At 71.0% G+C, this 25302-nt stretch carries 20 protein-coding genes; 11 read left to right on the top strand and 9 right to left on the bottom strand.

Features of this window, described 5'->3' with window-relative positions:
* Positions 1-22: 22 nt before the first annotated feature.
* Complete coding sequence (locus tag BMW85_RS35550; RefSeq protein WP_091090470.1) at positions 23-1096, top strand: adenosine deaminase; 1074 nt, start codon at positions 23-25, stop codon at positions 1094-1096.
* Positions 1093-1731, top strand: a complete 639-nt coding sequence (locus BMW85_RS35555) for a hypothetical protein (RefSeq protein ID WP_143082516.1) — start codon at positions 1093-1095, stop codon at positions 1729-1731. The genes BMW85_RS35550 and BMW85_RS35555 overlap by 4 nt, the downstream gene beginning before the upstream one ends.
* A gap of 12 nt (positions 1732-1743) precedes the next feature.
* Here the strand turns inward: BMW85_RS35555 and BMW85_RS35560 are convergent, their stop codons facing one another.
* The 7 genes from BMW85_RS35560 to BMW85_RS35590 all read right to left on the bottom strand — a co-directional run bounded on the left by BMW85_RS35560 (position 1744) and on the right by BMW85_RS35590 (position 9433).
* Positions 1744-2484: an enoyl-CoA hydratase/isomerase family protein gene (locus BMW85_RS35560; protein WP_091090474.1), complete on the bottom strand. Its 741-nt coding sequence runs from the start codon at positions 2482-2484 to the stop codon at positions 1744-1746.
* Complete coding sequence (locus BMW85_RS35565) at positions 2481-3959, bottom strand: AMP-binding protein (RefSeq protein ID WP_245775249.1); 1479 nt, start codon at positions 3957-3959, stop codon at positions 2481-2483. The genes BMW85_RS35560 and BMW85_RS35565 overlap by 4 nt, the downstream gene beginning before the upstream one ends.
* On the bottom strand, positions 3919-4611 hold the full coding sequence (locus tag BMW85_RS35570) for a TetR/AcrR family transcriptional regulator (RefSeq protein ID WP_091090475.1): 693 nt from the start codon (positions 4609-4611) through the stop codon (positions 3919-3921). Before BMW85_RS35570 ends, BMW85_RS35565 begins: the two co-directional genes overlap by 41 nt.
* Before the next feature lie 90 nt (positions 4612-4701).
* The gene (locus BMW85_RS35575) at positions 4702-6330 is read right to left on the bottom strand and encodes a phospho-sugar mutase (RefSeq protein ID WP_091090478.1); all 1629 of its coding nucleotides are present in this window, start codon (positions 6328-6330) and stop codon (positions 4702-4704) included.
* Positions 6327-7130, bottom strand: coding sequence for a purine-nucleoside phosphorylase (locus BMW85_RS35580; protein ID WP_091090480.1), 804 nt, complete (start codon positions 7128-7130; stop codon positions 6327-6329). Before BMW85_RS35580 ends, BMW85_RS35575 begins: the two co-directional genes overlap by 4 nt.
* Positions 7131-7133: 3 nt before the next feature.
* On the bottom strand, positions 7134-8456 hold the full coding sequence (locus BMW85_RS35585) for a M20/M25/M40 family metallo-hydrolase (RefSeq protein WP_091090482.1): 1323 nt from the start codon (positions 8454-8456) through the stop codon (positions 7134-7136).
* On the bottom strand, positions 8453-9433 hold the full coding sequence (locus BMW85_RS35590) for an Lrp/AsnC family transcriptional regulator (RefSeq protein WP_091090485.1): 981 nt from the start codon (positions 9431-9433) through the stop codon (positions 8453-8455). Before BMW85_RS35590 ends, BMW85_RS35585 begins: the two co-directional genes overlap by 4 nt.
* Positions 9434-9542: 109 nt before the next feature.
* Between BMW85_RS35590 and BMW85_RS35595 the strand changes: the two genes are divergently transcribed.
* Positions 9543-10847, top strand: a complete 1305-nt coding sequence (locus tag BMW85_RS35595; RefSeq protein WP_091090487.1) for an MFS transporter — start codon at positions 9543-9545, stop codon at positions 10845-10847.
* A gap of 26 nt (positions 10848-10873) precedes the next feature.
* On the opposite strand, the gene BMW85_RS35600 is transcribed toward BMW85_RS35595, so the two are convergent.
* Positions 10874-11320 carry a gamma-glutamylcyclotransferase family protein gene (locus BMW85_RS35600; protein WP_091090489.1) on the bottom strand — a complete coding sequence of 149 codons (447 nt, stop codon included), beginning with the start codon at positions 11318-11320 and terminating at the stop codon, positions 10874-10876.
* Between the two features lie 71 nt (positions 11321-11391).
* Between BMW85_RS35600 and BMW85_RS35605 the strand changes: the two genes are divergently transcribed.
* From BMW85_RS35605 to BMW85_RS35635, 7 genes are all read left to right on the top strand, one after another.
* Positions 11392-12786 carry an NAD(P)H-quinone dehydrogenase gene (locus BMW85_RS35605; RefSeq protein ID WP_091090493.1) on the top strand — a complete coding sequence of 465 codons (1395 nt, stop codon included), beginning with the start codon at positions 11392-11394 and terminating at the stop codon, positions 12784-12786.
* Positions 12787-12923: 137 nt separating this feature from the next.
* Positions 12924-15209 (top strand): TIM-barrel domain-containing protein, encoded by a 2286-nt coding sequence (locus tag BMW85_RS35610; RefSeq protein ID WP_091090495.1) that lies wholly within the window; start codon positions 12924-12926, stop codon positions 15207-15209.
* 19 nt (positions 15210-15228) lie between these two features.
* Positions 15229-16533: an ABC transporter substrate-binding protein gene (locus tag BMW85_RS35615; protein ID WP_091090497.1), complete on the top strand. Its 1305-nt coding sequence runs from the start codon at positions 15229-15231 to the stop codon at positions 16531-16533.
* Entirely contained in the window at positions 16534-17397 is an 864-nt protein-coding gene (locus BMW85_RS35620) for a carbohydrate ABC transporter permease (protein WP_091090500.1), read from the top strand. It begins immediately after the preceding gene.
* Complete coding sequence (locus BMW85_RS35625; RefSeq protein ID WP_245775250.1) at positions 17394-18215, top strand: carbohydrate ABC transporter permease; 822 nt, start codon at positions 17394-17396, stop codon at positions 18213-18215. The genes BMW85_RS35620 and BMW85_RS35625 overlap by 4 nt, the downstream gene beginning before the upstream one ends.
* Before the next feature lie 10 nt (positions 18216-18225).
* The gene (locus BMW85_RS35630; protein ID WP_091090502.1) at positions 18226-21108 is read left to right on the top strand and encodes a glycoside hydrolase family 3 protein; all 2883 of its coding nucleotides are present in this window, start codon (positions 18226-18228) and stop codon (positions 21106-21108) included.
* 103 nt (positions 21109-21211) lie between these two features.
* Complete coding sequence (locus tag BMW85_RS35635) at positions 21212-21703, top strand: DoxX family protein (protein ID WP_091090504.1); 492 nt, start codon at positions 21212-21214, stop codon at positions 21701-21703.
* Here the strand turns inward: BMW85_RS35635 and BMW85_RS35640 are convergent.
* Positions 21660-22406, bottom strand: coding sequence for a glycoside hydrolase family 16 protein (locus BMW85_RS35640; protein WP_091090506.1), 747 nt, complete (start codon positions 22404-22406; stop codon positions 21660-21662). The two genes, BMW85_RS35635 and BMW85_RS35640, sit on opposite strands and share 44 nt — an antisense overlap.
* 189 nt (positions 22407-22595) lie before the next feature.
* On the opposite strand from BMW85_RS35640, the gene BMW85_RS35645 reads away from it, so the two are divergent.
* Complete coding sequence (locus tag BMW85_RS35645; RefSeq protein WP_177241050.1) at positions 22596-25268, top strand: cellulose binding domain-containing protein; 2673 nt, start codon at positions 22596-22598, stop codon at positions 25266-25268.
* Positions 25269-25302: the final 34 nt, after the last annotated feature.

Genomic DNA, 25302 nt, shown 5'->3' on the forward strand with positions numbered 1-25302 from the left:
CCGCTGGTCATATCATGGGCGGATGAGTCCTCAGCTTGACGACATCCGGCGGGCTCCCAAGGTGCTGCTGCACGATCACCTCGACGGCGGGCTCCGCGCCGAGACGATCGTCGAGCTGGCCAGGGAGTCCGGCTACGACCGGCTGCCCACGACCGATTCCGACCAGCTCCGGCAGTGGTTCGAGGAGGCCGCGGACTCGGGCTCGCTCGAACGTTATCTGGAGACGTTCGACCACACGGTGGCCGTCATGCAGACGCGCGAGTCGCTGGCGCGGGTCGCCGCCGAGTGCGCCGAGGACCTCGCCGCCGACGGCGTCGTCTACGCCGAGGTCCGCTTCGCGCCCGAGCAGCACACCAGCATGGGGCTCAGCCTCGACCAGGTGGTGGAGGCGGTGCTCGAGGGCTTCGCGCGGGGCTCGGCCGGCCGGGGCATCCGGGTCGGCACGCTGCTGACCGCCATGCGCCACCAGGCCAGGTCCATGGAGATCGCCGAGCTGGCCGTGCGCTACCGCGACGTGGGCGTGGTGGGCTTCGACATCGCCGGGGCCGAGGCCGGCTACCCGCCCACCCGGCACCTCGACGCCTTCGAATACCTCCAGCGGGAGAACGCCCACTTCACCATCCACGCGGGCGAGGCGTTCGGACTGCCGTCGATCTGGCAGGCCATCCAGTGGTGCGGCGCCGACCGGCTCGGCCACGGCGTGCGCATCATCGACGACATCGCGGTCGGTGACGACGGCGGCGCCAAGCTCGGGCGGCTGGCGGCCTACGTCCGCGACAAGCGCATCCCGCTGGAGATGTGCCCCACGTCCAACCTGCAGACCGGGGCCGCCGCGTCCATCGCCGAGCACCCGATCGGGCTGCTGCGGCGGCTGCACTTCCGGGTCACGGTCAACACCGACAACCGGCTGATGAGCCGCACCAGCCTGTCGCTGGAGTTCGCCAAGCTGGTGGAGGCGTTCGGCTACGGCTGGGACGACCTGCAGTGGTTCACGGTCAACGCCATGAAGTCGGCGTTCCTGCCGTTCGACGAGCGGCTGGCGCTCATCAACGGGCGCATCAAGCCCGGGTTCGCGCAGCTCAAGTGGCAGCCGTGAAGCAGACCTACCGCTCCAGGTCCGCGTTCGTGATGGCGTGGTTCTGGCTGGCGTTCGTCGCCTTCAACGTCTACGACCTGATCAACAAGTACACCGGCAAGGCGTCGATGGTGGCGCTCGCCGTGCTGGCCGTGCTGACCGTCATCGTCTACGTCGTCGCGCTGCGGCCCGCCACCGTGTTCACCGAGCACGAGTTGGTGGGCCGCAACCCGCTGCGCACCGTACGGGTGCCGTGGGCGGCGATCGACGACGTCACCGTGTCCCACGCCATCAGCGTCCACCACGGCGGGGGCGAGGACGGGAGCGGCGACGGCGGCGTGCTGCGCCTCTGGACGCCGATGAGCAGCGCCAGGGAGCGGGCCAAGGCCCAGCGGCGCGGCATGCCGAGCCAGCGGCGGCGCGGGCGGTTCGCGACCGAGCCGGCGGTGAGCCGGGCCGAGCAGGCGGCGCAGGAGGCGCTGGCCGGCCGGACGCACGCCGACTGGGTGGGCGACCAGATCCGCGAGCGCGCCGAGGGCGCCCGCCGCCGCACCGGCGAGCAGCCGGTCCAGGTCCGCACCACGTGGGCGTACGACGCCATCGCGGTCGCGGCCGCCGCCCTGGCCCTGGTGATCGCCGCGATCGTCGTCCCCTAGACGCACCGGTGGTCAGTGTTGCCTGGGGGGTCTCGACTCGATGAAGCGGGTCATGCCCGCCTGGGCGATGCCGCTCGCCTCGACCTGTTCGGCGGCCGAGGTCTCGGCGGCGAAGGCGCGTTCGACGTCGGCGGCCGGCGGGCGCAGCAGCGCCAGGTGCACGGCGGTGGCGGTGCCGGGCTCGCTCCAGTGCCGCGCCCGCGCCACGGCCGTGTCCACCAGCGCCTCCGGGGCGACGAGCTCGTCCAGCAGGCCGGCGGCGAGCGCGTCGGCCGCGTCCAGCCGGGCCGAGTCGAGCACGAGCCGCAGCGCCCGGCCGCCGCCGACCAGGCGGGGGAGCAGCAGGCTGGCCGCGTTCGAGACCGACAGGCCGAGGTGGTTCTCGGGGAAGAAGTACTCGGTCGCGCCGACGCCGATGCGGGCGTCGAAGCACAGTGTCCACTCGGCGGCCCCGCCCACGGCCAGGCCGTTGACGGCGGCCACGACCGGCACCCGGCTCTCCAGCACCGCCCTCGTCATGTCGTGGAACAGCTCCACCTCGCCGACGAGCGAGCGCCCGGCGGCCTCGTGCAGGTCCTCGCCGGCCGAGAACGCCCGCCCGGTGCCGGTGACCACGATGCCCCTGCCGCTCCTGCCGTGCTCGCGGACGACGGCGGCGAGGTCGGCGCGCATGGCGGCGGTGAGCGCGTTCAGCTTGTCGGGACGGGTCAGCGTGATCACGGCCACCTCGTCGCGGACGGTTACCTCGATCATCGGCTCTCCTCCTGGAGGACGGGGATGGCGGGCGCGGCGCGCTGGTCGCGGCCGGGCGGGAGCAGGTGGCGCTTCTCGATGCGGGCCGACGGGGTCAGCGAGAACGCCTCCACGAACTCGACGTAGGCGGGCACCTTGAACCGGGCCAGCCGCTGCCTGGCGTGCTCGGCCACGCTCCTGGCCGTCGCCGCGTCGGCGGCGTGGCCGGGGCGGAGCTTGAGGAACGCCTTCGGCAGCTCGCCCCACAGCTCGTCGGGGATCGGCACCAGCGCCGCCTGGAGCACCGCGGGATGCTGGGTGAGCACGCTCTCGACCTCGGCGCACGAGATGTTCTCGCCGCCCCTGCGGACCATGTCCTTGATCCGCCCGGCGTGCACGATGTGGCCCCGGGCGTCGCGGACCCCGAGGTCGCCGGTGTGGTACCAGCCGCCGCGGAAGACCTGGGCGGTGGCCTCCGGGTGGTTCCAGTAGCCCTTCATCATGGGCAGGCCGCGGACCAGGATCTCGCCGGTCTCCTCGTCGAGCGTGACCTCCTTGCCGGGCGGCGGCAGGCCCATCCCGCCGGTCCCGACGCACTCCGCGTCGTCCACGGGGACGAGCAGGTCGGGGCCGCTCTCGGTGGAGCCGTACAGCTCGCGCCAGGGCGCGCCCCAGCGCTCCTCGAACTCCCGGTGCAGGTCGGGGCGGATGCCGGAGCAGAGCACCAGGCGCATCCGGTTCGCGCGGTCCTCGGGGGCGGGCGGCTGCTTGTGCAGCAGGAGCGGCATGGTGCCCAGCACGTACGTGAGCGTCGCCCCGTGCTCCCGCGCCGCCGGCCAGAAGCCGGAGGCGGAGAACCGTGGCAGCACGACCAGCGGGATCCCGCCGGCCAGGCAGACCAGGGTGGCCCACTGCGTGTCCATGTACGAGTACGCCTGCGTCATCATCAGCACGTCGTCGTCCCGCAGCCGTACGGCCTCGGCGACGACGCGCGCGGTCCTCAGCCAGTAGTCGTGGGTGAGCAGGCACGCCTTGGGGAAGCCGGTCGTGCCGGAGGTGTACTGGAAGTTGGCGACGTCCTCGGGCCCGGCGGCGACGACGGGCGCGGGCGCGTCCTCGGTGAGCGTGTCGAACAGGTGCACGGCGCCCGGGACGTGCGGGGCGTACTCCGCGGTGGTGACGGTGGCGACGGCCCCGGAGTCGCGCAGCACGTGCTCCAGGTCGGCGGCCCGGTAGCGGACGTTGACCGGCACCGCGACGCCGCCCGCCCTGAGGACCGCCAGCCAGGTGAGCGGCCAGGCGGGGACGTTGTCCAGCATGATCGCGACCCGGTCGCCGGGCCGGACGCCGCGCGCGGCGAGCGCTCCGGCCAGGCGGTCGGTGGTGGCGTCGGCGTCGGTGAAGGTCAGTGAGGGGTGACCGGGGAAGCGGAGGAACTCGCGGCGGCCGTGCCGGTCAGCGGCCTGCCTCAGCAGATGAGGGATCGTTTCTGACATGCGGCGGCTCCCAGGGGAACTCGGGCAGCAGAGAGGGGTCGGGGGCGGCGGCGGCCCGGACGGAGGAGCGTACGGCGGCCAGCCCGATCGCCACGAACTCCGCGCACACCTGCTCCAGCGTGGAGTCCCCGTCGGGGCGGTACCACTCGCTGGTGCCGGTGCACATGGACATGAGCGCGAGGCGGGTGAGCCGCTGGTCGGCGATGCGGAAGGAGCCGTCGGCGACGCCGTCGGCGATGGCGCGCCTCCAGTGCTCCTCGTAGGCGTCGCGCAGGGCGATGATCTCGTCGCGGGCGGGGGAGCCGGGGGTCAGGGAGCGGAGCTCGCCGTCCATGACCCGGGTCGTCATGGGGCTGAGTGCGTGGGTGGCGGTGAGCGAGCTGATCAGCAGGGCCAGGCGGTCGGCGGGGGCGTGGACGTCGCGCAGCATGTGCTCGGTGGCGTCGATGAGCCCCTGCTGCGCGCCGCGCATGAGGTCGGCGAGCAGGGCCTCCTTGCTCGCCACGTGGTGGTAGACGCCGGCGTTGGTCATGCCGACCTCACGGGCCAGGTCGCGGACGCTGGTGGCGGCGTAGCCGCGCCGGGCGAACAGCAGCACCGCCGCCGTCCTGATGCGCCGGCTCGCGTCCGCGTCCCGGTCCTTGAGGTCCATCGCAGGCTCCTACCGAACGTTCGGTCGTACCTATGCCGCGAAAGTACCTCACTCCATGGCAAAACGCCATGGATCAGTACCAGTTGCCGCTCAGAGCCCGAGCGCCACCGTGAGATCGGCTCCGACGGCGTTGAGAGCGGTGGTGGCCGTGACGCGGGCCTCGGTGACCTCGCCGGTGACCGGGACGACGACCTCCAGGTAGCACTTCAGCTTGGGCTCGGTGCCCGACGGGCGGACCACCACGCGGGCGTCGCCCTCCAGCCGGTAGCGCAGGCCGTCGGTGGGCGGCAGGCCGCCCGCGCCCTCGGCCAGGTCGTCCACCGCCAGGACCTTGCGCCCGCCCAGCTCCGCCGGAGTCTCGGCCCGCAGCCGGTCCATCGCCCCGGCGATCTGGGAGAGCTCGGCGACGCGGAAGGAGAGCTGCGTCGTGGCGTGCAGGCCGTAGCGGCGGGCCTGGTCGTCCAGCAGGTCCAGCAGCGTACGGCCGTCGCGCTTGGCGGCGGCGGCGATGGCGGCCACGGTCAGGGCGGCCCCGATGCCGTCCTTGTCGTGGACCGGCAGCCCGGCGTCGGAGCCGACGCTGTAGCCGATGGCCTCCTCGTAGCCGAACACCAGGCCGGGACCTGCCTTGATGATCCACTTGAAGCCGGTCAGCGTCTCGCCGTACCGGACGCCGTGCGCGGCGGCGATCTTGCCGAGCAGGGTGGAGGAGACGATCGTGGTGGCCACCATGCGGTCGCCGGTGGTGTGCGTGATGACGTGCTCGGCCAGCAGCCCGCCGACCTCGTCGCCGGTCAGCATGCGGCAGCCGCCGCCGGGCAGCGGCACGCCGACCGCGCACCGGTCGGCGTCCGGGTCGTTGGCCAGCACCAGGTCGGCGCCCGTCGCGGCGGCCAGGGCGACGGCGAGGTCCATCGCGCCCGGCTCCTCCGGGTTGGGGAAGGCGACGGTCGGGAAGTCGGGGTCGGGGTCGCGCTGCTCCTCGACCGACATCGGCGAAGGGAAGCCGGCGGCCAGGAACGCCCCCGTGAGCGTGGCCGCGCCCACCCCGTGCAGCGGCGTGTACGCCACCCGCAGGTCACGCGCGTCACCCAGCGGCAGCGCCGTGATCGCGTCGAGGTAGTCGTCCACGATGCCCTCGCCCAGCTCGGTCAGCGTGCCGGGGGCGCCGAGCGGGAGCTGGTCGACCGGGCCGACCGCGTCGATGGCGGCCGAGATGCGGCTGTCGATCGGCGGCACGATCTGCGAGCCGTCGCCCCAGTAGACCTTGTAGCCGTTGTCGCGCGGCGGGTTGTGGCTGGCCGTCACCGTCACCCCGGCGTCGGCCTCCAGGTGGCGGACGGCGAAGGCGAGGACGGGCGTCGGCAGCGGGCAGGGCAGCAGGGTGGCGTGCAGCCCCGCGCCGGTCAGCACGGCGGCGGTGTCGCGGGCGAACACGTCGGACTTGTGCCGGGCGTCGTAGCCGATGACGACGTGCTTGCCCGGCCCGAGCACCGCGGCGAGCCCGGCGGCGGCGCGCATGACGGTGACGCGGTTCATCCGGTTGGGCCCGGCGCCCAGCTCGCCGCGCAGCCCCGCGGTGCCGAACTCCAGCTTGGCGCCGAAGCGGTCCTGCAGCGCGTCGAGGTATTCGCGCTCGATCAGCGTGCCCAGCTCGGCCCGGGTGTCGGGGTCGGGGTCCTGCGCCAGCCAGGCGCGCGCCTGCTCGATCAGGTTCACAGCTTGTCCACCACCTGGGCCAGCAGCACGCCCATGCGGGCGGCCGTGGCGCGGCCGACCTCCAGGACCTCCTCGTGGTTCAGCGGCTCGCCCGCCAGGCCCGCGCCGGGGTTGGTGACGAGGGAGACGCCGAGCACTTCCAGGTTGGCCTCGCGGGCGGCGATGGCCTCAAGCACGGTGGACATGCCGACCATGTCCCCGCCGAGGGTGCGCAGCATGCGGATCTCGGCCGGCGTTTCGTACGTCGGCCCGCGGAAGGCGACGTAGACGCCGTCGGCGAGGGTGGGGTCCACCTCGCGGACCAGGGCGCGCAGCCGGCTGGAGTAGACCTCGGTGAGGTCGATGAAGGTCGTGCCGGTGATCGGGTTGGCGCCGGTGAGGTTGATGTGGTCGCTGATCAGGACCGGGTCGCCGACGTTCTGCGTCTCGGGCCGCAGGCCGCCGGCGGCGTTGGTGAGCACGAGCGTGCGGACGCCGGCCGCGGCGGCGGTGCGCACGCCGTGCACGACGGCGTCCACGCCGAGACCCTCGTAGAGGTGCGTGCGCCCGAGGAAGACCAGGGCGTGCCGCCCGGCGGCGGTGCGCACGACGCGGATCTTGCCGCCGTGCCCGGCCACCGCCGGAGCCCGGAATCCGGGCAGGTCCGTGAACGGGACCTCGCTCACCGTCTCACCGATCGCGTCGGCGGCGGGCACCCACCCCGACCCCATGACGAGCGCCACGTCGAAGGTGTCGAGGCCGGTCGCGGCGTGCAGCGCCGCGGCGGCCTCACTGGCCAGGGTGTATGCGTCTTTGCTCACATCTCAGTAGTTTAGGAGCAGCCTGTCCAGCACCCGAACGCCGAACTGCAGCGCCTCGACCGGCACCCGCTCGTCCACGCCGTGAAACATCGCCGCGAAGTCCATCCCGGCGGGCAGGCGCAGCGGCACGAACCCGAACCCGCGCACCTCAAGGTCGGCGAAGAACGTCTTGTTGTCCGTGCCGCCCGACATGCAGTAGGGGATCGCCCGCGCCGTCGGGTCCTCGGCCTTCAGCGCCGCGATCATCGACTCCACCAGCGCCCCGTCGAACGACGTCTCCAGCGCGATGTCGTGGTGGATGAACTCGCGCCGCACCTTCGGCCCGAGGAGTGAGTCGATCGTCTTGAAGAAGTCCTCCTCGAAGCCGGGCAGGAAACGCCCGTCGATCACCGCGGTGGCCTGCCCGGGGATGACGTTGGACTTGTAGCCGGCGGTGAGCTGGGTGGGGTTCGTGGTGTTGCGGAGCGTGGCGCCCACGAAGCGCACCAGCGGCCCGATCTTGTCCAGCACCGGCTGAGGGTCGTCCTCGTCGAACGGGATCCCGAACGCGTCCGCCACCTCGGTGAGGAAGGTGCGCACGGTCGGCGTGTACGTGAGCGGCCAGTCGTGCTCACCGATCCGCGCCACCGCGCGGGCGACCTCGGTGACCGCGTTGTCGCCGTTGAGCATCGAGCCGTGCCCGGCGGTGCCGTCGGCGATCAGCTTCATCCAGGCCAGGCCCTTCTGGGCGGTCTCGATGAGGTAGAGCCGCAGCGACGGGTCCACCTCCAGCGAGTAGCCGCCGACCTCGCTGATCGCCTCGGTGACGCCCTCGAACAGCTCGGGGTGGTGGGCGGTGAGGTATTTGGCGCCGTAGACGCCGCCGGCCTCCTCGTCGGCCACCCAGGCGAAGACGAGGTCGCGGCGGGGCCGCCGGCCCTCGCGCTTCAACTGGCGCAGCACGGCCAGCATCATCGCGTCCATGTCCTTCATGTCCACCGCGCCGCGGCCCCAGATGTAACCGTCGCGCACCTCCCCGGCGAACGGGTCCACCGACCAGTCGGCGGCGTTGGCCGGCACCACGTCCAGGTGGCCGTGCACCAGCAGCGCGGGCAGCGACGGGTCGGTGCCCTCCACGCGGGTGACGACGTTGCCGCGGCCCGGCTCGCTCTCCACGTAGGTGGCCTCGATGCCGACCTCGGCCAGCCGCGCCATGACGACCTCGGCCGCGGCCCGCTCGCCGGGGCCGCTGCCGTCCCCGTAGTTGCTGCTGTCCACGCGGATCAGCTCCACGCAGAGGTCGGCGACCTCCTTCTCGGCGGGCGTCAGGGAATCGGCAGCTGTCATGTCGTCTTCTCCAGGGTGAGCAGTCCGGACTTGCGGAGGTGGCCGCGCTTGTAGGCGCGGGTGATCAGGGTCAGGTCACTGTCGGCGATCTCGTCGTACGAGCCGACGACGCCGGTCATGAAACGGTAGAGGTCGGCCTCGTGTGCGGTGACCACCTGGACGATGAGGGAGTGGGTGCCCGAGGTGGCGGCACAGTAACGCACATTGGGGTGCCCGGCCAGCCGCTGTCCGACCAGGTCCAGCGCGTACGGCCGGACCTTGAGCCACAGCATGGCCTCCACCTCCAGCCCGAGCAGCGCGGGCTCGACCTCGGCGCGGGGCAGCAGCAGCCGCCGCTCCAGCAGCGAGCAGAGCCGGCGGCGGGCGGTCGGCACGGACATGCCGAGGTGTTCGGCGACGGCGCTGAAGGCGATGCGGCCGTCGGCGGTCAGCAGCTCGGCGATCTCCCGCTCCAGAGGTGTCAGCCGTTCGACGTCGGGCAGTGCGTCCGGGGGCGGCGGCGGGCTCAGCTCGGCCACCTCCTCCTCGGTCAGGTAGGGCGCGTGCCACTCGGCGACGGTGCGGAAGGTGTGGAGGACGACCTGCGTCTGTGTCTGCAGCACGCCGCCGACGGCGCTGATCTCGGTGGACAGGGTGCGGTGCAGGGCCTCCCGCGACGGCGAGACGAGCTCGCAGCCGAGGTCGGCCGCGCCGGTCAGGGCGTAGACCGAGCGGGTGTCGGGCCGGTCGGCGAGGGCCTCGGCGACCTTGGGCGCGCTGCCGGGCCGCACGTGGACGTGCAGGTGCGCGGGACGCCCGTGCCCGGTGCGGAAGTCGTCGTAGATGGCCGTGACCCGGACCACGCCCTCGGCGATGAGGCGCTGGAGGCGGCGCGCGACGGTGCGCTCGTGCTCGCCGACGACGCGGGCGATCTCGCCCCACGAGGCGCGCGGGCTCACCTGGAGGGCGGCGACCAGGCGCCGGTCGAGAACGTCCACCCGCAACACTCCCCATGTCGGGAAAGTAAAAAAATTACGAGACATTTGACTGATTCGCGCTTACCTTTGCACAGTAAGCCATCAGGCACCCGTCAGCAAAGGAGCCTCCGTGGCGACACCCCCTCTGTCGCGATCCCCCCTCGGCATCCCCAAGAGCCGAGTACGTCAGCTCATGGCGGCGAGCATCGGCAACGTCGTCGAATGGTACGACTGGTACGCCTACACCTTCCTCGCGATCTACTTCTCCTCCCAGGTCTTCCCCAGCGGCGCGGCCAACAGCCTGGTGCCGCTGCTCAGCTCGTTCGCGGTCTTCGCGGTCGGGTTCTTCATGCGCCCGCTCGGCGGCCTGCTGGTCGGCGCGTTCGCCGACCGCTACGGCCGCAAGTCCGCCATGACGTTCACCATCGTGCTGATGGGCGCGGGCTCGCTGCTGGTCGGTCTGACCCCCACGTACGAGGCCGTCGGCGTGCTGGCGCCGATCATCCTGACCCTCGCCCGGCTGGTGCAGGGCCTGTCGGTGGGCGGTGAGTTCGCCGCCGCGACCACGTTCCTGGTGGAGTCGGCCCCGCCCGGCCGGCGCGGCCTGTTCTCCAGCTTCCAGTACGTGAGCACCACCATCGGCCAGCTCCTCGCCTCCGGCCTGGCGGCGCTGCTGGCCACGGCGCTCGCCGAGAGCGACATGAGCTCCTACGGCTGGCGCATCCCGTTCGTCGTGGGCGCCGTGCTCAGCCTCGTGGGCCTGTGGATCCGCAAGGGCGCCGACGAGACCTCGGCCGTGGCGGAGGACATCAGGCGCGGCGATACGGAACGGCCGAAGCTGTTCGACTTCCTGCGGCACCACCCGCGTTCGGCGGCCACCATCGTCGGCATCACGGTCGCCGGCACCGTGGCCTACTACACCTGGACCAGTTTCCTGCCGACGTACGCGCAGATCACCGTCGGCTTCGACAAGGCCGACTCGCTCCAGATCGGCACCATCTCGCTGGTCTTCTTCATGATCCTGCAGCCGCTGCTCGGCATGCTGTCGGACCGGGTCGGGCGCCGGCCGATGCTGATCGCGTTCGGGCTAGGGTTCCTGGTCCTGCCGGTGCCGCTGCTCGGGATGCTCACGACGTCCTACGGCAGCCTGCTGGCCGTGCAGCTCGTCGGCATGGTGTTCCTCGGCTGCTTCACCTCGATCTCGGCCGCGGTCAACTCCGAGCTCTTCCCGACGCGGGTGCGGGCGGCGGGGGCGGGCTTTCCTTACTCGCTGACCGTGGCGCTCTTCGGCGGCACCGCGCCGCTCATCGGCACCGCGCTGCAGGAGGCCGGCAACCCCGGCCTCTTCCCGTGGTACATGTCGGCGCTGGCGCTGGTCTCCACGCTGGTCTACGTCTTCGTGCTGCGCGAGACCAAGGACCAGCCGCTGCGCTGACGATCAGGAACGAGCTGCGGGGCGGCTCAGAACGAGGTGCAGGGGCGCTCCCGCAGCTCCTTGACGTAGTCGTCGGGAGCGCCCGCCCGCTCGGCCGCCTCCGCGAGGCTGCCGAGGTAGCGGGCCGAGGGCAGGCCGCCCTCGTAGCCGTCGAGGACGTAGAACCAGGCGAGCACGTCGCCGTCGAGCGTCTGGACCCGCAGCCGCACCTTGTGGTAGGCGCCGCGGACCGCGCCCTCCCACTGGTCGAGCGAGGTCTCCTCCCACTCGGGCACGTCGTAGAGCACGACGAACACGTGCTCGTCGGCGTCCTCGACGATCGTGGCGAGCGCTCCGCCCCAGGCCGGGTCGTGCCCGCCGAAGGTCAGCCGCCAGCCGGGCAACCAGCCGACACCCCTGATCGGGGAGTGCGGGGCGCGCATGGCCATCTGCTCTGGATCGAGGTTGCTGCCGTAGGCGGCGTACACAGGCACAGCAGCCAAGACTAGCGCGTGGAGGGCCGACCCGTTCGATGTCACGCCGGAGCATGGGCGAGAATGGACATGTGACGAGGATCGTGATCATCGGTGGCGGACCAGGCGGCTACGAGGCGGCGCTGGTGGCCGCTCAGCTAGGTGGACAGGTCACGATGGTCGAGCAGGACGGCCCAGGCGGCGCGTGCGTGCTGACCGACTGCGTGCCGTCCAAGACGCTGATCGCGACCTCCGTCCGCAAGCAGGCGCTGCTCGACTCGCCCTCGCTGGGCATCTCCTTCGACGGCGGCGTCGACGGCGACGCCGGCACGGTCGGCGTCGATCTGCCGCTGGTCAACAAGCGGGTCAAGGAGCTGGCGCGGGCCCAGTCCGCCGACATCGCGGCCCGGGTCGAGGCCGAGGGCGTCGAGATCATCAGGGCCCGCGGCCGGCTGGTCGATCCGCAGGTCGTGCGGGCCGGCGACCGCACCGTCCGGGCCGACGTGGTGCTCGTGGCCACCGGCGCGACGCCGCGCGTGCTGCCGGGGGCCGAGCCCGACGGGGAGCGCATACTCAACTGGCGGCAGCTCTACGACCTGGAGGAGCTGCCCGAGCACCTGATCGTGGTCGGCTCGGGGGTGACCGGGGCCGAGTTCGCCGGCGCCTACCGCTCGCTCGGCTCCGAGGTCACGCTGGTCTCCAGCCGCGACCGCATGATGCCCAACGAGGACGCCGACGGCGCCGAGGTGCTCGAAGAGGTCTACCGCCGGCGCGGCATGAACGTCATGGGCCGCTCACGGGCCTCCTCCGTCAAGCGCACGGCCGACGGCGTCGTGGTCACGCTGGAGGACGGCCGCACGGCCGAGGGCAGCCACGCGCTGATGACGGTCGGCATGGTCCCCAACACCTCCGGCATGGGCCTGGAGGAGGCCGGGGTCCAGCTCGACCGGGGCGGCTTCATCAAGGTCGACAAGGTCTCGCGCACCTCCGCGCCCGGCGTGTACGCCGCCGGCGACTGCACGGGCGTGCTCATGCTGGCCTCGGTCGCCGCCATGCAGGGCCGCATCGCGGTGTGGCACGCGCTCGGCGAGGCCGTGCAGCCGCTGCGGCTGGCCACCGTGGCCTCCAACATCTTCACCGACCCCGAGATCGCGGCCGTCGGCGTGGCGCAGCGGGCCATCGAGGCCGGCGAGATCGAGGCCAACGTCGTCAAGCTGCCGCTGGCCACCAACGCGCGGGCCAAGATGCAGGGCTTCAACGACGGCTTCGTCAAGGTGTTCTGCCGCCCGCACACGGGCATCGTGCTCGGCGGGGTCGTGGTGGCGCCGCGCGCCTCCGAGCTGATCCTCGCCGTGTCGGTGGCCGTGCAGCAGCGGCTGACGGTCGACCAGCTCGCGCACACCTTCGCGGTCTACCCGTCGCTGTCCGGCTCGATCACCGAGGCGGCCCGCCGCCTCATGCAGCCGCAGACCGAGTCCGGGATCTGACCTCACTCCACGCGCACCGCAGGGGGCCGCCCTGCGGTGCTTGCGCATGCTCGTCGGCCGCGCCCAACCGTTGACGTTTGTTGGTATGGGCACCAAACTAACTCACGGAGTTGGCGCAGCCGTTCAAAGGAGCTTCCATGCCCTATCGCCCCCCATTGGTCGCGCACGAGTACTTTGTCGCGGATCCGCCGGAGCTGCCGGTCCGTACGCGAAACGAGGGCGGCCTGTCGGCGGTGACCTCGGCCGAGCTGGTCGCGGCCGACGGCGCCGAGGTGATGCTCAAGGCGGTCACCACGGCGGAGGAGACGCTGGTCGTCCAGGTGGGCGTGGCCGGCGAGGGCGTGATCCGGGTGCGGCTGTCGGAGGACGCGGCGGCCCGCCCCCGCTCGGCGGCGGCCATCGAGCTGGTGAACCCCGGCACGTACTCAGGGGCCCGTGCCGGGGTCGCGCCGGGCGAGCCGATCGTCGTGGACGCGGGCCCGCTCCGGGCCGAGATCCGGCTCGCCCCGTGGCACCTGCGCTTCACCGACGCCGCCGGGCGAACGCTGGTCGAGCAGGACCGCGGCCACATCGACATCAGCGGCCGGCTGCGTACGCTGCCGTTCGGCCGCTCCAGCGCGAACGGGAGCGCCGTCGCCTATCACGAGAGCTTCGCCGCCGCGCCCGACGAGGCGTTCACCGGCTTCGGCGAGTCCTTCACCCGGCTGGACAAGCGCGGGCAGCGCCCGCTCATGTGGAACTTCGACGCCTTCGGCGCGGAGTCGCAGCGCGCCTACAAGAACGTCCCCCTCTACCTGTCCAGCCGCGGCTACGGCGTGCTGCTCGACAGCGGCGCGCCGAGCGAGTTCGACGTCTGCCAGTCCACGCACAGCGTCGTGCAGCTCGTGGTGCCTGACGACGTCCTGGACTACTACGTGATCGCCGGGCCGACGCCGCCGGAGATCCTCGACCGCTACGACCGGCTGACCTGCCGTCCGGCGCTGCCGCCGAAGTGGGCGTTCGGCACCTGGATCTCCTCCGGGTTCTGCGTGGACAGCCAGGAGCGGGTGCTGAACCGGGCGCGCACGATCAGGGAGCGCGGGATCCCGTGCGACGTGCTGCATCTGGACACGTACTGGCAGAGCGACGGGCACTGGTCGGACCTGCGGTGGGACCCGGTCAACTTCCCCGAGCCGGAGCGGATGCTGGACGAGCTGCACGGGATGGGGTTCAAGGTCTGCCTGTGGATGAACCCGTACGTGTCGCACCTGAGCCCGGCGTTCGAGCCGGCCGCCAAGGCCGGATATTTCTTGAAGAATGAGCATGGTGAGCCGTACGTCGCCGACTGCTGGCACGGCTCCTTCCCCGCCTGCGGCATCGTCGACCTGACCAACCCGGCCGCCGTCGCCTGGTTCCAGGGGCTGCTGCGCGACCTGCTGCGCCAGGGCGTGGACACCTTCAAGACCGACTTCGCCGAGGGCGTGCCCGCCGACGCCGTCGCCGCCAACGGCATGACAGGCACCGACCTGCACAACGTCTACACCCTGCTGTTCAACGACGCCGTCGCCGACGTCACCCGCGAGGTCAACGGGCACTCGCTCGTGTGGGCGCGCTCGTCGTACCTGGGCGGGCAGCGCCACAGCGCCCAGTGGAACGGCGACACCTACACCAGCTACGCCGCCATGGGCAGCACGATCAGGGGCGGGCTCGCGCACGGCCTGTCCGGCGTGCCGTTCTGGAGCCACGACGCGGGCGGCTTCACCGGCCGCCCCAGCGACGACCTGTACGTCCGCTGGACCCAGTTCGGCGCCCTGTCCCCGCTGGTCCGCCTGCACGGCACGACCACCCGCGAGCCGTGGGAGTTCCCCGCCGTCGAGGAGCAGGCCGTGGCCGCGCTCAGGCTGCGCTACCGGCTCATGCCCTACCTCTACTCGGCGGCCGTCGAGGCCGCGGCCACCGGCGCGCCCATGATGCGGGCCCTCTGCGTGGACTTCCCCGAGGACCCGGTCGCCTGGCAGGCCGACCTGGAGTACCTGCTCGGCCGTGACCTGCTCGTCGCCCCCATGACCTCACCGGAGGGCGTCCGCCAGGTCTACCTGCCGCGCGGCACGTGGATCGACTACTGGACCGGCGACACCCTGGGCGGCGGCCGGTACGTCACCGCCACCAAGCCGCTCGACCAGATCCCGCTGTACGTCCGGCACGGCGCGCTCATCCCCGTCACCGACGCGGGCGACACCGTGACCGTGCCGGAGGAGATCACGCTCGTCGCCTTCGGGGGCGGCGACGGCACCACCAGCGTGCACGACGAGGACGGCGTGACGTTCGCCGTCGCCACCAGGCACGGCGACGAGCTGCGCGTCGCCGTCACCGGCCCGAAGCGCGTCACCGGGATCGAGATCGTCCCGGTGGCCGGAGCTCCCGCGCGGGCCGTCCTTCAGTAACACTCCCCTTGGAGGGATCATGGTGAGATTCAGAGGCGCCGCGGTGCTGGCCGCCGCGGTCCTGGTCCTGTCGGCCTGCGGCTCGGGCTCGGAGACCCCCGCGCCCGCGTCGAGCTCCCAGCCGCGCGTGCTGAAGCTCTGGCACTACGAGAGCGCCGACAGCGCCATGGGCAAAGCGTGGGACGAGGCGATCAAGAAGTTCGAGGCGTCGCACCCCAACGTGAAGGTCCAGTTCGAGGCCAAGGGCTTCGAGCAGATCCAGAAGACGGCCAGCATGGTGCTGAACTCCGACGAGGCGCCGGACATCATGGAGTACAACAAGGGCAACGCCACCGCCGGACTGCTGTCCAAGCAGGGCCTGCTCACCGACCTCACCGAGGAGGCCGCCAAGCGCGGCTGGGACAAACTCCTGCCCGGCGGCCTGCAGACCACCGCCAAGTACGACGACCGCGGCGTCATGGGCAACGGCAAGTGGTACGGCGTCCCCAACTACGGCGAGTTCGTGATGGTCTATTACAACAAGGACCTGTTCGCCAAGCACAAGGTCGAGGTCCCCACCACGTTCGAGGAGTTCACGGCGGCCCTGGACACCTTCGTCAAGGCGGGCGTGACGCCCATCGCCAACGCCGGCGCCGAATACCCGGCGCAGCAGATCCTCTACCAGCTCGCGCTCACCAAGGCGCAGAAGCCGTGGCTGTCGGCGTTCCAGTCCTACCAGGGCAAGGTGGACTTCCACGGTCCCGAGTTCACCTACGGCGCGCAGACCTTCGCCGACTGGGTGAAGAAGGGCTACATCGCCAAGAACTCCTCCGGCCTCAAGGCCGAGGACATGGGCGTGGCGTTCATGAACGGCAAGTTCCCGATGATGATCAGCGGGAGCTGGTGGTTCGGCCGCGTCGCCTCCACGATCAAGGACTTCGAGTGGGGGCACTTCCTGTTCCCCGGCGCCACGCTCTCGCCCGGCTCCAGCGGCAACCTGTGGATCGTCCCCGAGAAGTCGGAGAACAAGGACCTGGCCTACGACTTCATCGACATCACCATGAGCAAGGACATCCAGAACCTGCTCGGCAACTCCGGCGGGCTGCCCGTGGCCGCCGACCCGGCCGCGATCACCGACGCGAGGAGCAAGGAGCTGATCGAGACCTTCAACAAGCTCACCAGCACCGACGGCCTGGCCTTCTACCCCGACTGGCCGGCCCCCGGCTACTACGACGTCCTCGTGGCCGGCGTCCAGAACCTCATCAACGGCAGCAAGACGCCCGAGCAGGTGCTGGACGAGATCGCGGGGCCGTACGAGGACAACCTCGCCGACATTGGCAACTGAATGAGAGTGCGCACGAGGGGATACTGGCTCTACCTGGTCCCCAGCCTCGTCCTGTTCGTGGCCGTGATCGTCGTGCCGTTCCTGATGAACGTGGGCGCGAGTTTCACCCGCTGGTCCGGGGTGGGCACGCCGCGCTGGATCGGGTTCGACAACTACGCCCGGCTGCTGGAGGACGAGCGGTTCTGGCAGTCGTTCCAGCACAACGTGGGGCTGATCGTGGCGATGGCCGTCGTGCCGACCGCGATCGGCCTCGTGCTGGCGGCGGCGCTGTTCGACTACATCGGCAAGCGGTTCGGGCCGCGCACGGCCTCGGCGCTGCGCGCGGCGTACTACCTGCCGCAGGTCCTGCCGGTGGCGGTGGCCGGCGTGGTGTGGGGCTGGCTGCTGCACCCGTCGTACGGCGCCGTCAACGAGATGCTCGGGCTGGACCTCGACTGGCTCGGCGACCCCGACCTGGCGCTGGCCACGGTCATGGCCGTCATGGTGTGGTTCCAGCTCGGCTATCCGGTCGTCATCTTCATGGCCGGGTTGCAGCGTGTCGATCCGGCCTACTACGAGGCGGCCGAGATCGACGGGGCCTCCTGGTTCCGGAGGTTCTGGCACATCACGATCCCGCAGATCCGGCCGGAGATCTTCGTGGTGCTGCTGACGTGCACGATCGCCGCGCTCAAGGTGTTCGGGCCGATCTTCGTGCTGACCAGGGGAGGGCCGGGCAACGCGACCATGGTGCCGTCGTACTTCTCGTACCTGAACTTCTTCCAGAAGAGCAACGTCGGGTACGGCTCGGCCATCGCCACGGTGCTGGCGCTGATCATCATCGTGGTGACGTTCCTGTTCCTGCGCGTCCAGGAGCGTGAGCAGTGAGGGGGCCGGGGCGCTGGGCGGTGCTCGCCGCGCTGGCCGTGCTGGCGGTCGTCATGCTGTTCCCGTTCGCGCTGGTGGCGCTCAACGCGGTCAAGTCGCCTGCGGACTACAGCACGCAGGGGCCGCTCGCCCTGCCGGACGGGCTCTACCTCCAGGGCCTGGTCGACTTCTGGAACCGGGTCGGCTTCGGCGGCAAGCTCTGGAACAGCTTCGTCATCAGCGGCTCCGTGGCGGTGCTCGCCGTGGTGCTGTCGGTGCTCAACGCGTACGCGCTGGGCATCGGCCGGGTCAAGGGGCGGCTGTCGATCCTGGTGCTGTTCCTGGTGGCCAACACGCTGCCGCAGGAGGCGCTGGCCTACCCGCTCTACTACCTGGCCAAGGCCGTGGGACTGTACGACACCCAGCTCGCCGTGATCATCGTCATGACCGTGATCCAGGCGGCGTTCGGCACCTACCTGCTGAGCGCGGTGCTGGGCCAGTTCCCGAAGGAGATCCTGGAGGCCGCGGCCATCGACGGCGCGGGGCGGCTGCGCGCCCTGTGGCAGATCGTGGTGCCGATCAGCAGGCCCACACTCAACGTCCTGCTGATCTTCTTCTTCATCTGGACCTGGAACGAGTTCTTCCTGCCGCTCGTCTTCCTCATCTCCAACGACACCCAGACGGTGCCCGTCGCCCTCGCCGTCCTGCAGGGGGAGAAGTACATGGACGCCACCATGTCCAGCGCCTCCGCCCTGCTCGGCATCGTGCCGGCGGTCGCCTTCTTCCTGATCTTCCAGCGCACGCTGACCCGAGGTGTGACGGTCGGCGCCATCAAGTGACGGAGTGCCCATGCGTTCACGTGTCCCCTTGTTAGCCACCCTGACCCTGGCGGCCTCGCTGCTCGCGGTCCCGCCTGCCCAGGCGGCGGACTTCCCGTTCCAGAACCCGCGCCTGCCCCTGGAGCAGCGGGTGGACGACCTGCTCGGCCGGCTCACGCTGGACGAGAAGCTGGGCCTGCTGCACCAGTCGCAGGCCGCGATCCCGCGCCTCGGCATCGCCTACCACAAGAACGGCACCGAGGCCCTGCACGGCGTCGCCTGGTCCAACGACCTCAATGACGGCTGGCGGCAGAAGTTCGCCAGCGGCACGGTGTTCCCGCAGGCCGTCGGCCTGGCCAGCACCTGGGACCCGGCCCTCATCAGGAAGGTCGGCTCGGCCGTCGGCGACGAGGCGCGCGGCTACAACGCCGCCGACCCGGTGCTGTGGGGCACCCAGGTGTGGGCTCCCGTGGTGGACCTGCTGCGCGATCCGCGGGCGGGCCGCAACGAGGAGGGCTACTCGGAGGATCCTTACCTGACGGGGGCGATCTCGACCGCGTACGGCAAGGGCCTCCAAGGCGACGACCCCTTCTACCTGAAGACCGCGCCGGTGCTGAAGCACTACCTCGCCTACAACAACGAGACCGACCGCGGGATCACCTCCTCCAACCTGACGCCCAAGCTCAAGCACGAGTACTACGAGCCGGCGTTCAAGGCGGCGATCTCGGCGGACGCGGCGACCGGCGTCATGGCCTCCTACAACCTGGTCAACGGCCGCCCGAACCACGTCAACCCGGACCTCGACGCCGTGGTCCGCTCGTGGACCGGCAAGACCCTCTACAACGTCAGCGACGCCTGGGGGCCGCACGCGCTCACCGACCTGGAGCACTACTACGACAACAAGCCCGAGGCGTTCGCCGCCGTGCTCAAGTCGGGGCTCGACAGCTACACCATCGACGACAACAACAGCGGCCCGATGGTCACGCATCTCAAGTCGGCGCTGGACCAGGGCCTGATCGCCGAGTCCGACGTCAACGACGCGGTGCGGCACGTCCTGTCGATCAGGACGAGGCTCGGGCACTTCGACCCGGACGGCGGGCCGTACAAGAAGATCACGCCGGCGGTGATCAACAGCCCGGCGAACCAGAAGCTCAACAGGGAGACCGCGGCCAAGGCCGCCGTGCTGCTGCGCAACTCCGGCACGCTGCCGCTCGCCCGGCCGAAGTCCGCGGCCGTGGTCGGGCCGCTGGCCGACCGGCTGCACCGGGACTGGTACTCGGGGCAGTTCCCGTACGAGGTGACGCCGCTGGCCGGGATCAAGGAGCGGGTGAGCGACGTCAGCACCGGGCAGGGGCTGGAGCGCGTCGCGCTCAAGCACCTGGCCTCCGGCAAGTACGTCACCGCCACCGGCACCGGCCCCGACGACAATGCCGCGCTGCTCGACACCAAGCCCACGGCCGCCTCCCAGTGGGACCTCACCGACTGGACCGGCGGCGTCTCCACGCTGCGCAACGCGGGCAACGGCAAGCTGCTCGGCGGCGACTGGCGCTCGCTCGACACCGACGACGCCGAGCCCGACGGCTGGTACGTGCAGCAGCAGTTCGCCCTGGAGCGGCAGCCCGACGGCAGCTACCTCATCCGGTACGCCGGTTATGAGACGGTCGAGGGCTGGTACGCCCTGTCCGACCCGTACGTGACCGTCACCGCGGACGGCGCCCTCGCCCTCGCCCCGAAGGCCGAGGCGGCGAGGTTCGGCAAGGAGGTCGTCTCCGACGGCATCGCCGAGGCCGCCGCGCAGGCCGCCAAGGCGGAGGTCGCGGTCGTGGTCGTGGGCAGCCACCCGTTCGTGTCCGGCCGCGAGTTCCACGACCGCCCGAACCTGCAGCTCGGCGAGGGGCAGCGGCGGCTCATCGAGGCCGTGCGCAAGGCCAACAAGAGGACCGTCGTGGTGCTGGAGACCAGCTACCCGGTCGTCGTGGACGCCCCGACGCTGCTGTGGACCACGCACGCGGGCGCGGAGACCGGGCACGCGGTCGCCGACGTGCTCTTCGGCGACGTCAACCCGGCGGGCCGGCTCACCCAGACCTGGCCGGCGAGCGACGACCTGCCGAGCAGGTTCGACTACGACCTGACCAAGACCGGCATGACCTACCTGTACGGGAAGAGCCGGCCGCTCTACGCGTTCGGGCACGGGCTGAGCTACACCAGCTTCGGCTACCAGGCGCTCCGGGTCCAGGGCGAGCAGGTGACCGTCAAGGTCACCAACACCGGCCGGGTCCGGGGCGACGAGGTCGTGCAGCTCTACACGCACCAGCGCGAGTCCCGCTTCGTCCAGCCGGTCAAGCAGCTGCGCGGCTTCCAGCGGGTCACCCTGAACCCGGGCGAGAGCCGTACGGTCACCTTCCCGCTGAAGAAGTCCGACCTCGCGGTGTGGGACCACACGCGCGGCAAGTGGGTCGTCGAGAGCGCCACCCATGACGTGCTCGTCGGCTCGGCCTCCGACCGGATCAGGCAGGCGACGACACTGCGCGTGTCCGGCGAGAGCGTCCCGGTCCGTGACCTCACGCGGACCACCCGGGCCATGGACTTCGACGACTACTCGGGTGTCGTCTTCGCCGACGAGAGCAAGGTCGCGGGCGAGGTCGTCGAGGGTTCGGCGGGCGACTGGGTGTCGTTCACCAAGGCGTCGTGGGGCTCGCGGCTGACGGCGGCGGTGGCGTCGGCGGGCGGCGGCTCGTTCGAGGTGCGCTCCGGCTCGCCGACCGGCCCGCTGCTCGCCACCGTGCCGGTGCCCGCCACCGGCGGGATCTATCAGTACGGGACGGTGAGTGCGACGGTGAAGGCCGGGTCGGGCGCGCTGTACCTGGTGTTCAAGGGCGACCTGCGGCTGAAGGACTTCGCCCTGGCCCGATGACTTCCGTGGCGGCCATGAGCATGGTCGTGGCCGCCACGGAACCCTCTTTGGATAGTAGAGTTATCTAACATATAGATAGTGCTGCTATCCAAGAGGAGTCGTGATGACGGTAATCGTCCTGCTGGTCGCCACTTTGGCGTTCCGGTCGCTGGGCGCGCTGGGCGTGGCCCGGTTCGCCACCTGGCGGGTCAGCGCCGCCCACGGGCTGGCCGTCATGCTGGTCATGACGGCGAGCGCGCACTTCGTCCCCGCGAGCGTGACGTTCATGCCGAACCACGCCGACATGGTGGCGATGGTGCCGCCGTTCGTGCCGTTCCCCGCCCTCGTCGTCATCCTGACCGGCGTGCTGGAGCTGGCCGGGGCGGCCGGGCTCGTGCTGGAGCGCACCCGGCGGGCCGCCGGGATCTGCCTGGCGCTGCTGTTCGTCGCCATGCTGCCGGCGAACGTCCACGCCGCGCTCAACGACGTCACCCTCGGCGGCGAGCCCGCCACGCCGCTGTGGCAGCGCGTCCCCGAGCAGGTCCTCTACATCGCGATCGCGCTCTGGGCGGCTATCGAGGTCCGCGCGCGTAGCCTCGCACGTAGTCCACGGTGAACTCCTTCGGGTACGCGCCGGAGCCCGGACGGAACTCGTAGACGCCGAGCGTGAGCTGCATCGGGTAGGCGGGCGACTGCCGCACCGTCCGCACGTGCCGCCCGTCCACCTCGAACGACACCTGCTCCGGCGTCCAGTCGGCGGCGTAGACGTGGAACTCGCGGGCGTCGATCGGCAGCTCCTCCACGGTGAAGTCGTCGGTGATCGACGGGTCGCCGAAGGGGTGCACGCCCATGCCGACCCGTGCGCGGTCCGGGCCGACGTCCTTGCCGAAGATCTCGGCGACGCAGATCTCGGCCGAGCGCTCCGGCGCGTCCTCGTAGCCGATCATCCAGAGCGCGACCATGGAGTCCGGGTCGTCGAGGGCCTTCGCGCGCATCTCGATCCGGGCGTACTGCGGGGTGTAGAGCCGCCGCGCGGACTGCTCCTCGCGGACCACCAGGCCGCCGCGCCCGTGCTGGCCGACGGCGCTGGCGACCGGCCCGGAGAACACGCCCGTCTGGAGCGAGGAGACCCGCAGCTCGCCCTCGGCCTCCGGATTCCACGGCGGCTGGTCCTCCTCGACGCGCAGCCGCAGCAGCCCGCCGCCCAGCCGGTGGCGGGCCCGCGCCGCCTCCCGGCCGGTCCATTGCGGCAGGTAGTAGGGGATCCACTTCGTCTCGTCCAGGTGCTCGCCGTCGAAGTCGTCCTCGAACTCCAGCACTTCCGCTGCTCCTTTAATTCGTTGTACGTCCAAACTATTGACCTTCGACGCGGGGATGTGTGAGCCTTCTGGGGAAGCTCATGCGCGGAAGGCGCGGAGACGGTCAGGGTCTCGCACTCTGCTCGTGCATGGCGGTCATCCGATGCCTTGGGGCCGCCCTCCGGCGTGCCCGGAAAGGAAGAGCCGCGCATGCGAAAAAGGTTATTGGCCTGCCTGGCGACGTTCGCCGTCCTCCTGGTGGTGGCCGTCGTCAGGATGACACCGGTCTCGGCGGTCGCCTCGGATCCGTACGCGTACAAGAACGTACGCATCGACGGCGGCGGGTTCATCCCGGGGATCATCTTCAACCCGACCGAACGCAACCTCATCTACGCCCGCACGGACATCGGCGGCGCGTACCGCTGGAACCAGTCCACGAAGTCCTGGACCCCGCTGCTCGACTGGGCCGGCTGGGACAAATGGGGCTACAACGGCGTGATCAGCCTCGCCACCGACCCCGTACAGACCAACCGCGTGTACGCCGCCGTCGGCATGTACACCAACAGCTGGGACCCCAACAACGGCGCCATCCTGCGCTCCACCGACAAGGGCGACACCTGGCAGGCCACGGCGCTGCCGTTCAAACTCGGCGGCAACATGCCGGGACGCGGCATGGGCGAGGCGCTGTCCGTCGACCCCAACGACAACCGCGTGCTCTACTTCGGCACGCCCAACGGCAACGGCCTCTGGCGCAGCACCGACTACGGCGCCACCTGGGCCAAGGTCGCCAGTTTCCCCAACGCCGGCAACTACGCCCAGGACCCCAGCGACCCCAACGGCTACCTCAGCCACCGCCCCGGCGTCGTCTGGGTGACCTACGACAAGCGCTCCTCCAGCGCCGGCACCGCCACCAAGACCATCTACGTGGGCGTCGCCGACAAGGAGAACACCGTCTACCGCACCACGGACGGCGGCGCCACCTGGTCGCGCCTCGCCGGCCAGCCCACCGGGTACATCGCACACAAGGGCGTGCTCGACACCGTCAACGGCTACCTCTACCTCGCCACCAGCGACACCGGCGGGCCGTACGACGGGGGCAAGGGCGACGTGTGGCGCTACGCCACCGCCACCGGGACGTGGACGCAGATCAGCCCCGTCCCGTCCTCCTCCGGCGACGACTACTTCGGCTACAGCGGCCTCACCATCGACCGGCAGAAGCCCGGCACGCTGATGGTCGCCACCCAGATCTCCTGGTGGCCGGACGTCATCTTCTTCCGCTCCACCGACTCCGGCGCCACCTGGACCCGGGTCTGGGACTGGACGTCGTACCCGAACCGCAGCTTCCGCTACACCATGAACATCACCGAGAACCCGTGGCTGACCTTCGGCACCAACCCGCAGCCGCCCGAGGTCACCCCCAAGCTCGGCTGGATGACCGAGTCGCTGGAGATCGACCCGTTCGACTCCAACCGCATGATGTACGGCACCGGCGCCACCCTCTACGGCACCGAGAACCTCACCCAGTGGGACGCGGGCGGCCAGTTCACCATCAGGCCCATGGCCAAGGGGATCGAGGAGACCGCCGTGCTCGACCTGATCAGCCCGCCCAGCGGCGCGCCCCTGATCAGCGGCCTCGGCGACATCGCCGGCTTCCGCCACACCAACCTGGACGCCGTACCGCCGATGATGTTCACCCAGCCGCTGTTCACCTCCACCACCAGCCTCGACTACGCCGAGAAGAACCCGTCGGTGATGGTCCGGGCCGGCAACTTCACCGACGCCGACCGCCCCAACGACAGCCACGTCGCCTTCTCCACGGACGGCGGCGCGAACTGGTTCCAGGGCACCGAGCCGGGCGGCGTCAACGAGGGCGGCACGGTGGCCGCCGCGGCCGACGGCTCCCGCTTCGTGTGGGCGCCCAAGGGCATCACGCCCGTCTACTCGGTCGGCTACGGCAACTCCTGGCAGACCGCCTCCGGCCTGCCGACGGACGCCGTGGTCGAGTCCGACCGGGTCAACGCGAGCAAGTTCTACGGCCTGAGCGGCGGCCGCCTCTACCTCAGCACGAACGGCGGCGCCACGTTCACCGCCACCGCCGCGACCGGCCTGCCCACCACGGGCAAGTTCAAGGCCGTGCCCGGCATCGAGGGCGACCTGTGGGTCGCCGGCGACGGCGGCCTCTGGCACTCCACCAACAGCGGCACGTCCTTCACCAAGGTCAGCGGCATCACCAAGTCGGTGAACGTCGGCTTCGGCAAGGCGGCGCCCGGTGGGACGTACCAGGCGATCTACACGGTCGCCACGATCGACAACGTCACCGGCCTCTACCGCTCCGACAACGGCGGGTCGAGCTGGCTGCGCATCAACGACGACAAGCACCAGTGGGGCAACATGGGCGAGGCGCTGACCGGCGACCCGCGCGTGTACGGCCGGGTCTACCTGGGCACGAACGGCCGCGGCATCATCTACGGCGACCGCACCGGCCCCCCGGTCACCGTCACCCCGACGGCCACCGTCACCCCGACCGTGACCCCGACGGTAACGGTCAGCCCGACGGTGACCCCGACGGTGACCCCCACCACCGGCAGAGGCTGCACCGCGACCTGGCGTCCGGGCAACAGCTGGCCCGGCGGCTTCGGCGCCGAGGTGGCCGTCCAGAACACCGGCTCCTCGTCGATCACCGGCTGGAAGGTCACCTGGACCTGGCCCGGCAGCCAGACCATCACCTCATTGTGGAGCGGCACCGTCACCCAGTCGGGCACGAACGTGACCGTGACGAACGCCGCCTACAACGGCAACCTGGCCGCCAACGCGTCCACGTCGTTCGGCTTCAACGGCTCCGGCACAGCCACCACCCCCACCCTCACCTGCACCCCCGCCTGAAAAAAGGTCCTCGCTCCGCTCGGGCGTCTTTCCC

This window comes from Nonomuraea wenchangensis, assembly GCF_900111685.1.
Taxonomy (GTDB): Bacteria; Actinomycetota; Actinomycetes; order Streptosporangiales; family Streptosporangiaceae; genus Nonomuraea; species Nonomuraea wenchangensis.

Coding starts and splice junctions, on each gene's coding strand:
- BMW85_RS35610 (WP_091090495.1), top strand. CDS start 12,924: ATGCCCTATCGCCCCCCATTGGTCGCGCACGAGTACTTTGTCGCGGAT.
- BMW85_RS35585 (WP_091090482.1), bottom strand. CDS start 8,456: ATGACAGCTGCCGATTCCCTGACGCCCGCCGAGAAGGAGGTCGCCGAC.
- BMW85_RS35550 (WP_091090470.1), top strand. CDS start 23: ATGAGTCCTCAGCTTGACGACATCCGGCGGGCTCCCAAGGTGCTGCTG.
- BMW85_RS35570 (WP_091090475.1), bottom strand. CDS start 4,611: ATGGACCTCAAGGACCGGGACGCGGACGCGAGCCGGCGCATCAGGACG.
- BMW85_RS35620 (WP_091090500.1), top strand. CDS start 16,534: ATGAGAGTGCGCACGAGGGGATACTGGCTCTACCTGGTCCCCAGCCTC.
- BMW85_RS35565 (WP_245775249.1), bottom strand. CDS start 3,959: ATGTCAGAAACGATCCCTCATCTGCTGAGGCAGGCCGCTGACCGGCAC.
- BMW85_RS35645 (WP_177241050.1), top strand. CDS start 22,596: ATGCGAAAAAGGTTATTGGCCTGCCTGGCGACGTTCGCCGTCCTCCTG.
- BMW85_RS35635 (WP_091090504.1), top strand. CDS start 21,212: ATGACGGTAATCGTCCTGCTGGTCGCCACTTTGGCGTTCCGGTCGCTG.
- BMW85_RS35615 (WP_091090497.1), top strand. CDS start 15,229: ATGGTGAGATTCAGAGGCGCCGCGGTGCTGGCCGCCGCGGTCCTGGTC.
- BMW85_RS35560 (WP_091090474.1), bottom strand. CDS start 2,484: ATGATCGAGGTAACCGTCCGCGACGAGGTGGCCGTGATCACGCTGACC.
- BMW85_RS35630 (WP_091090502.1), top strand. CDS start 18,226: ATGCGTTCACGTGTCCCCTTGTTAGCCACCCTGACCCTGGCGGCCTCG.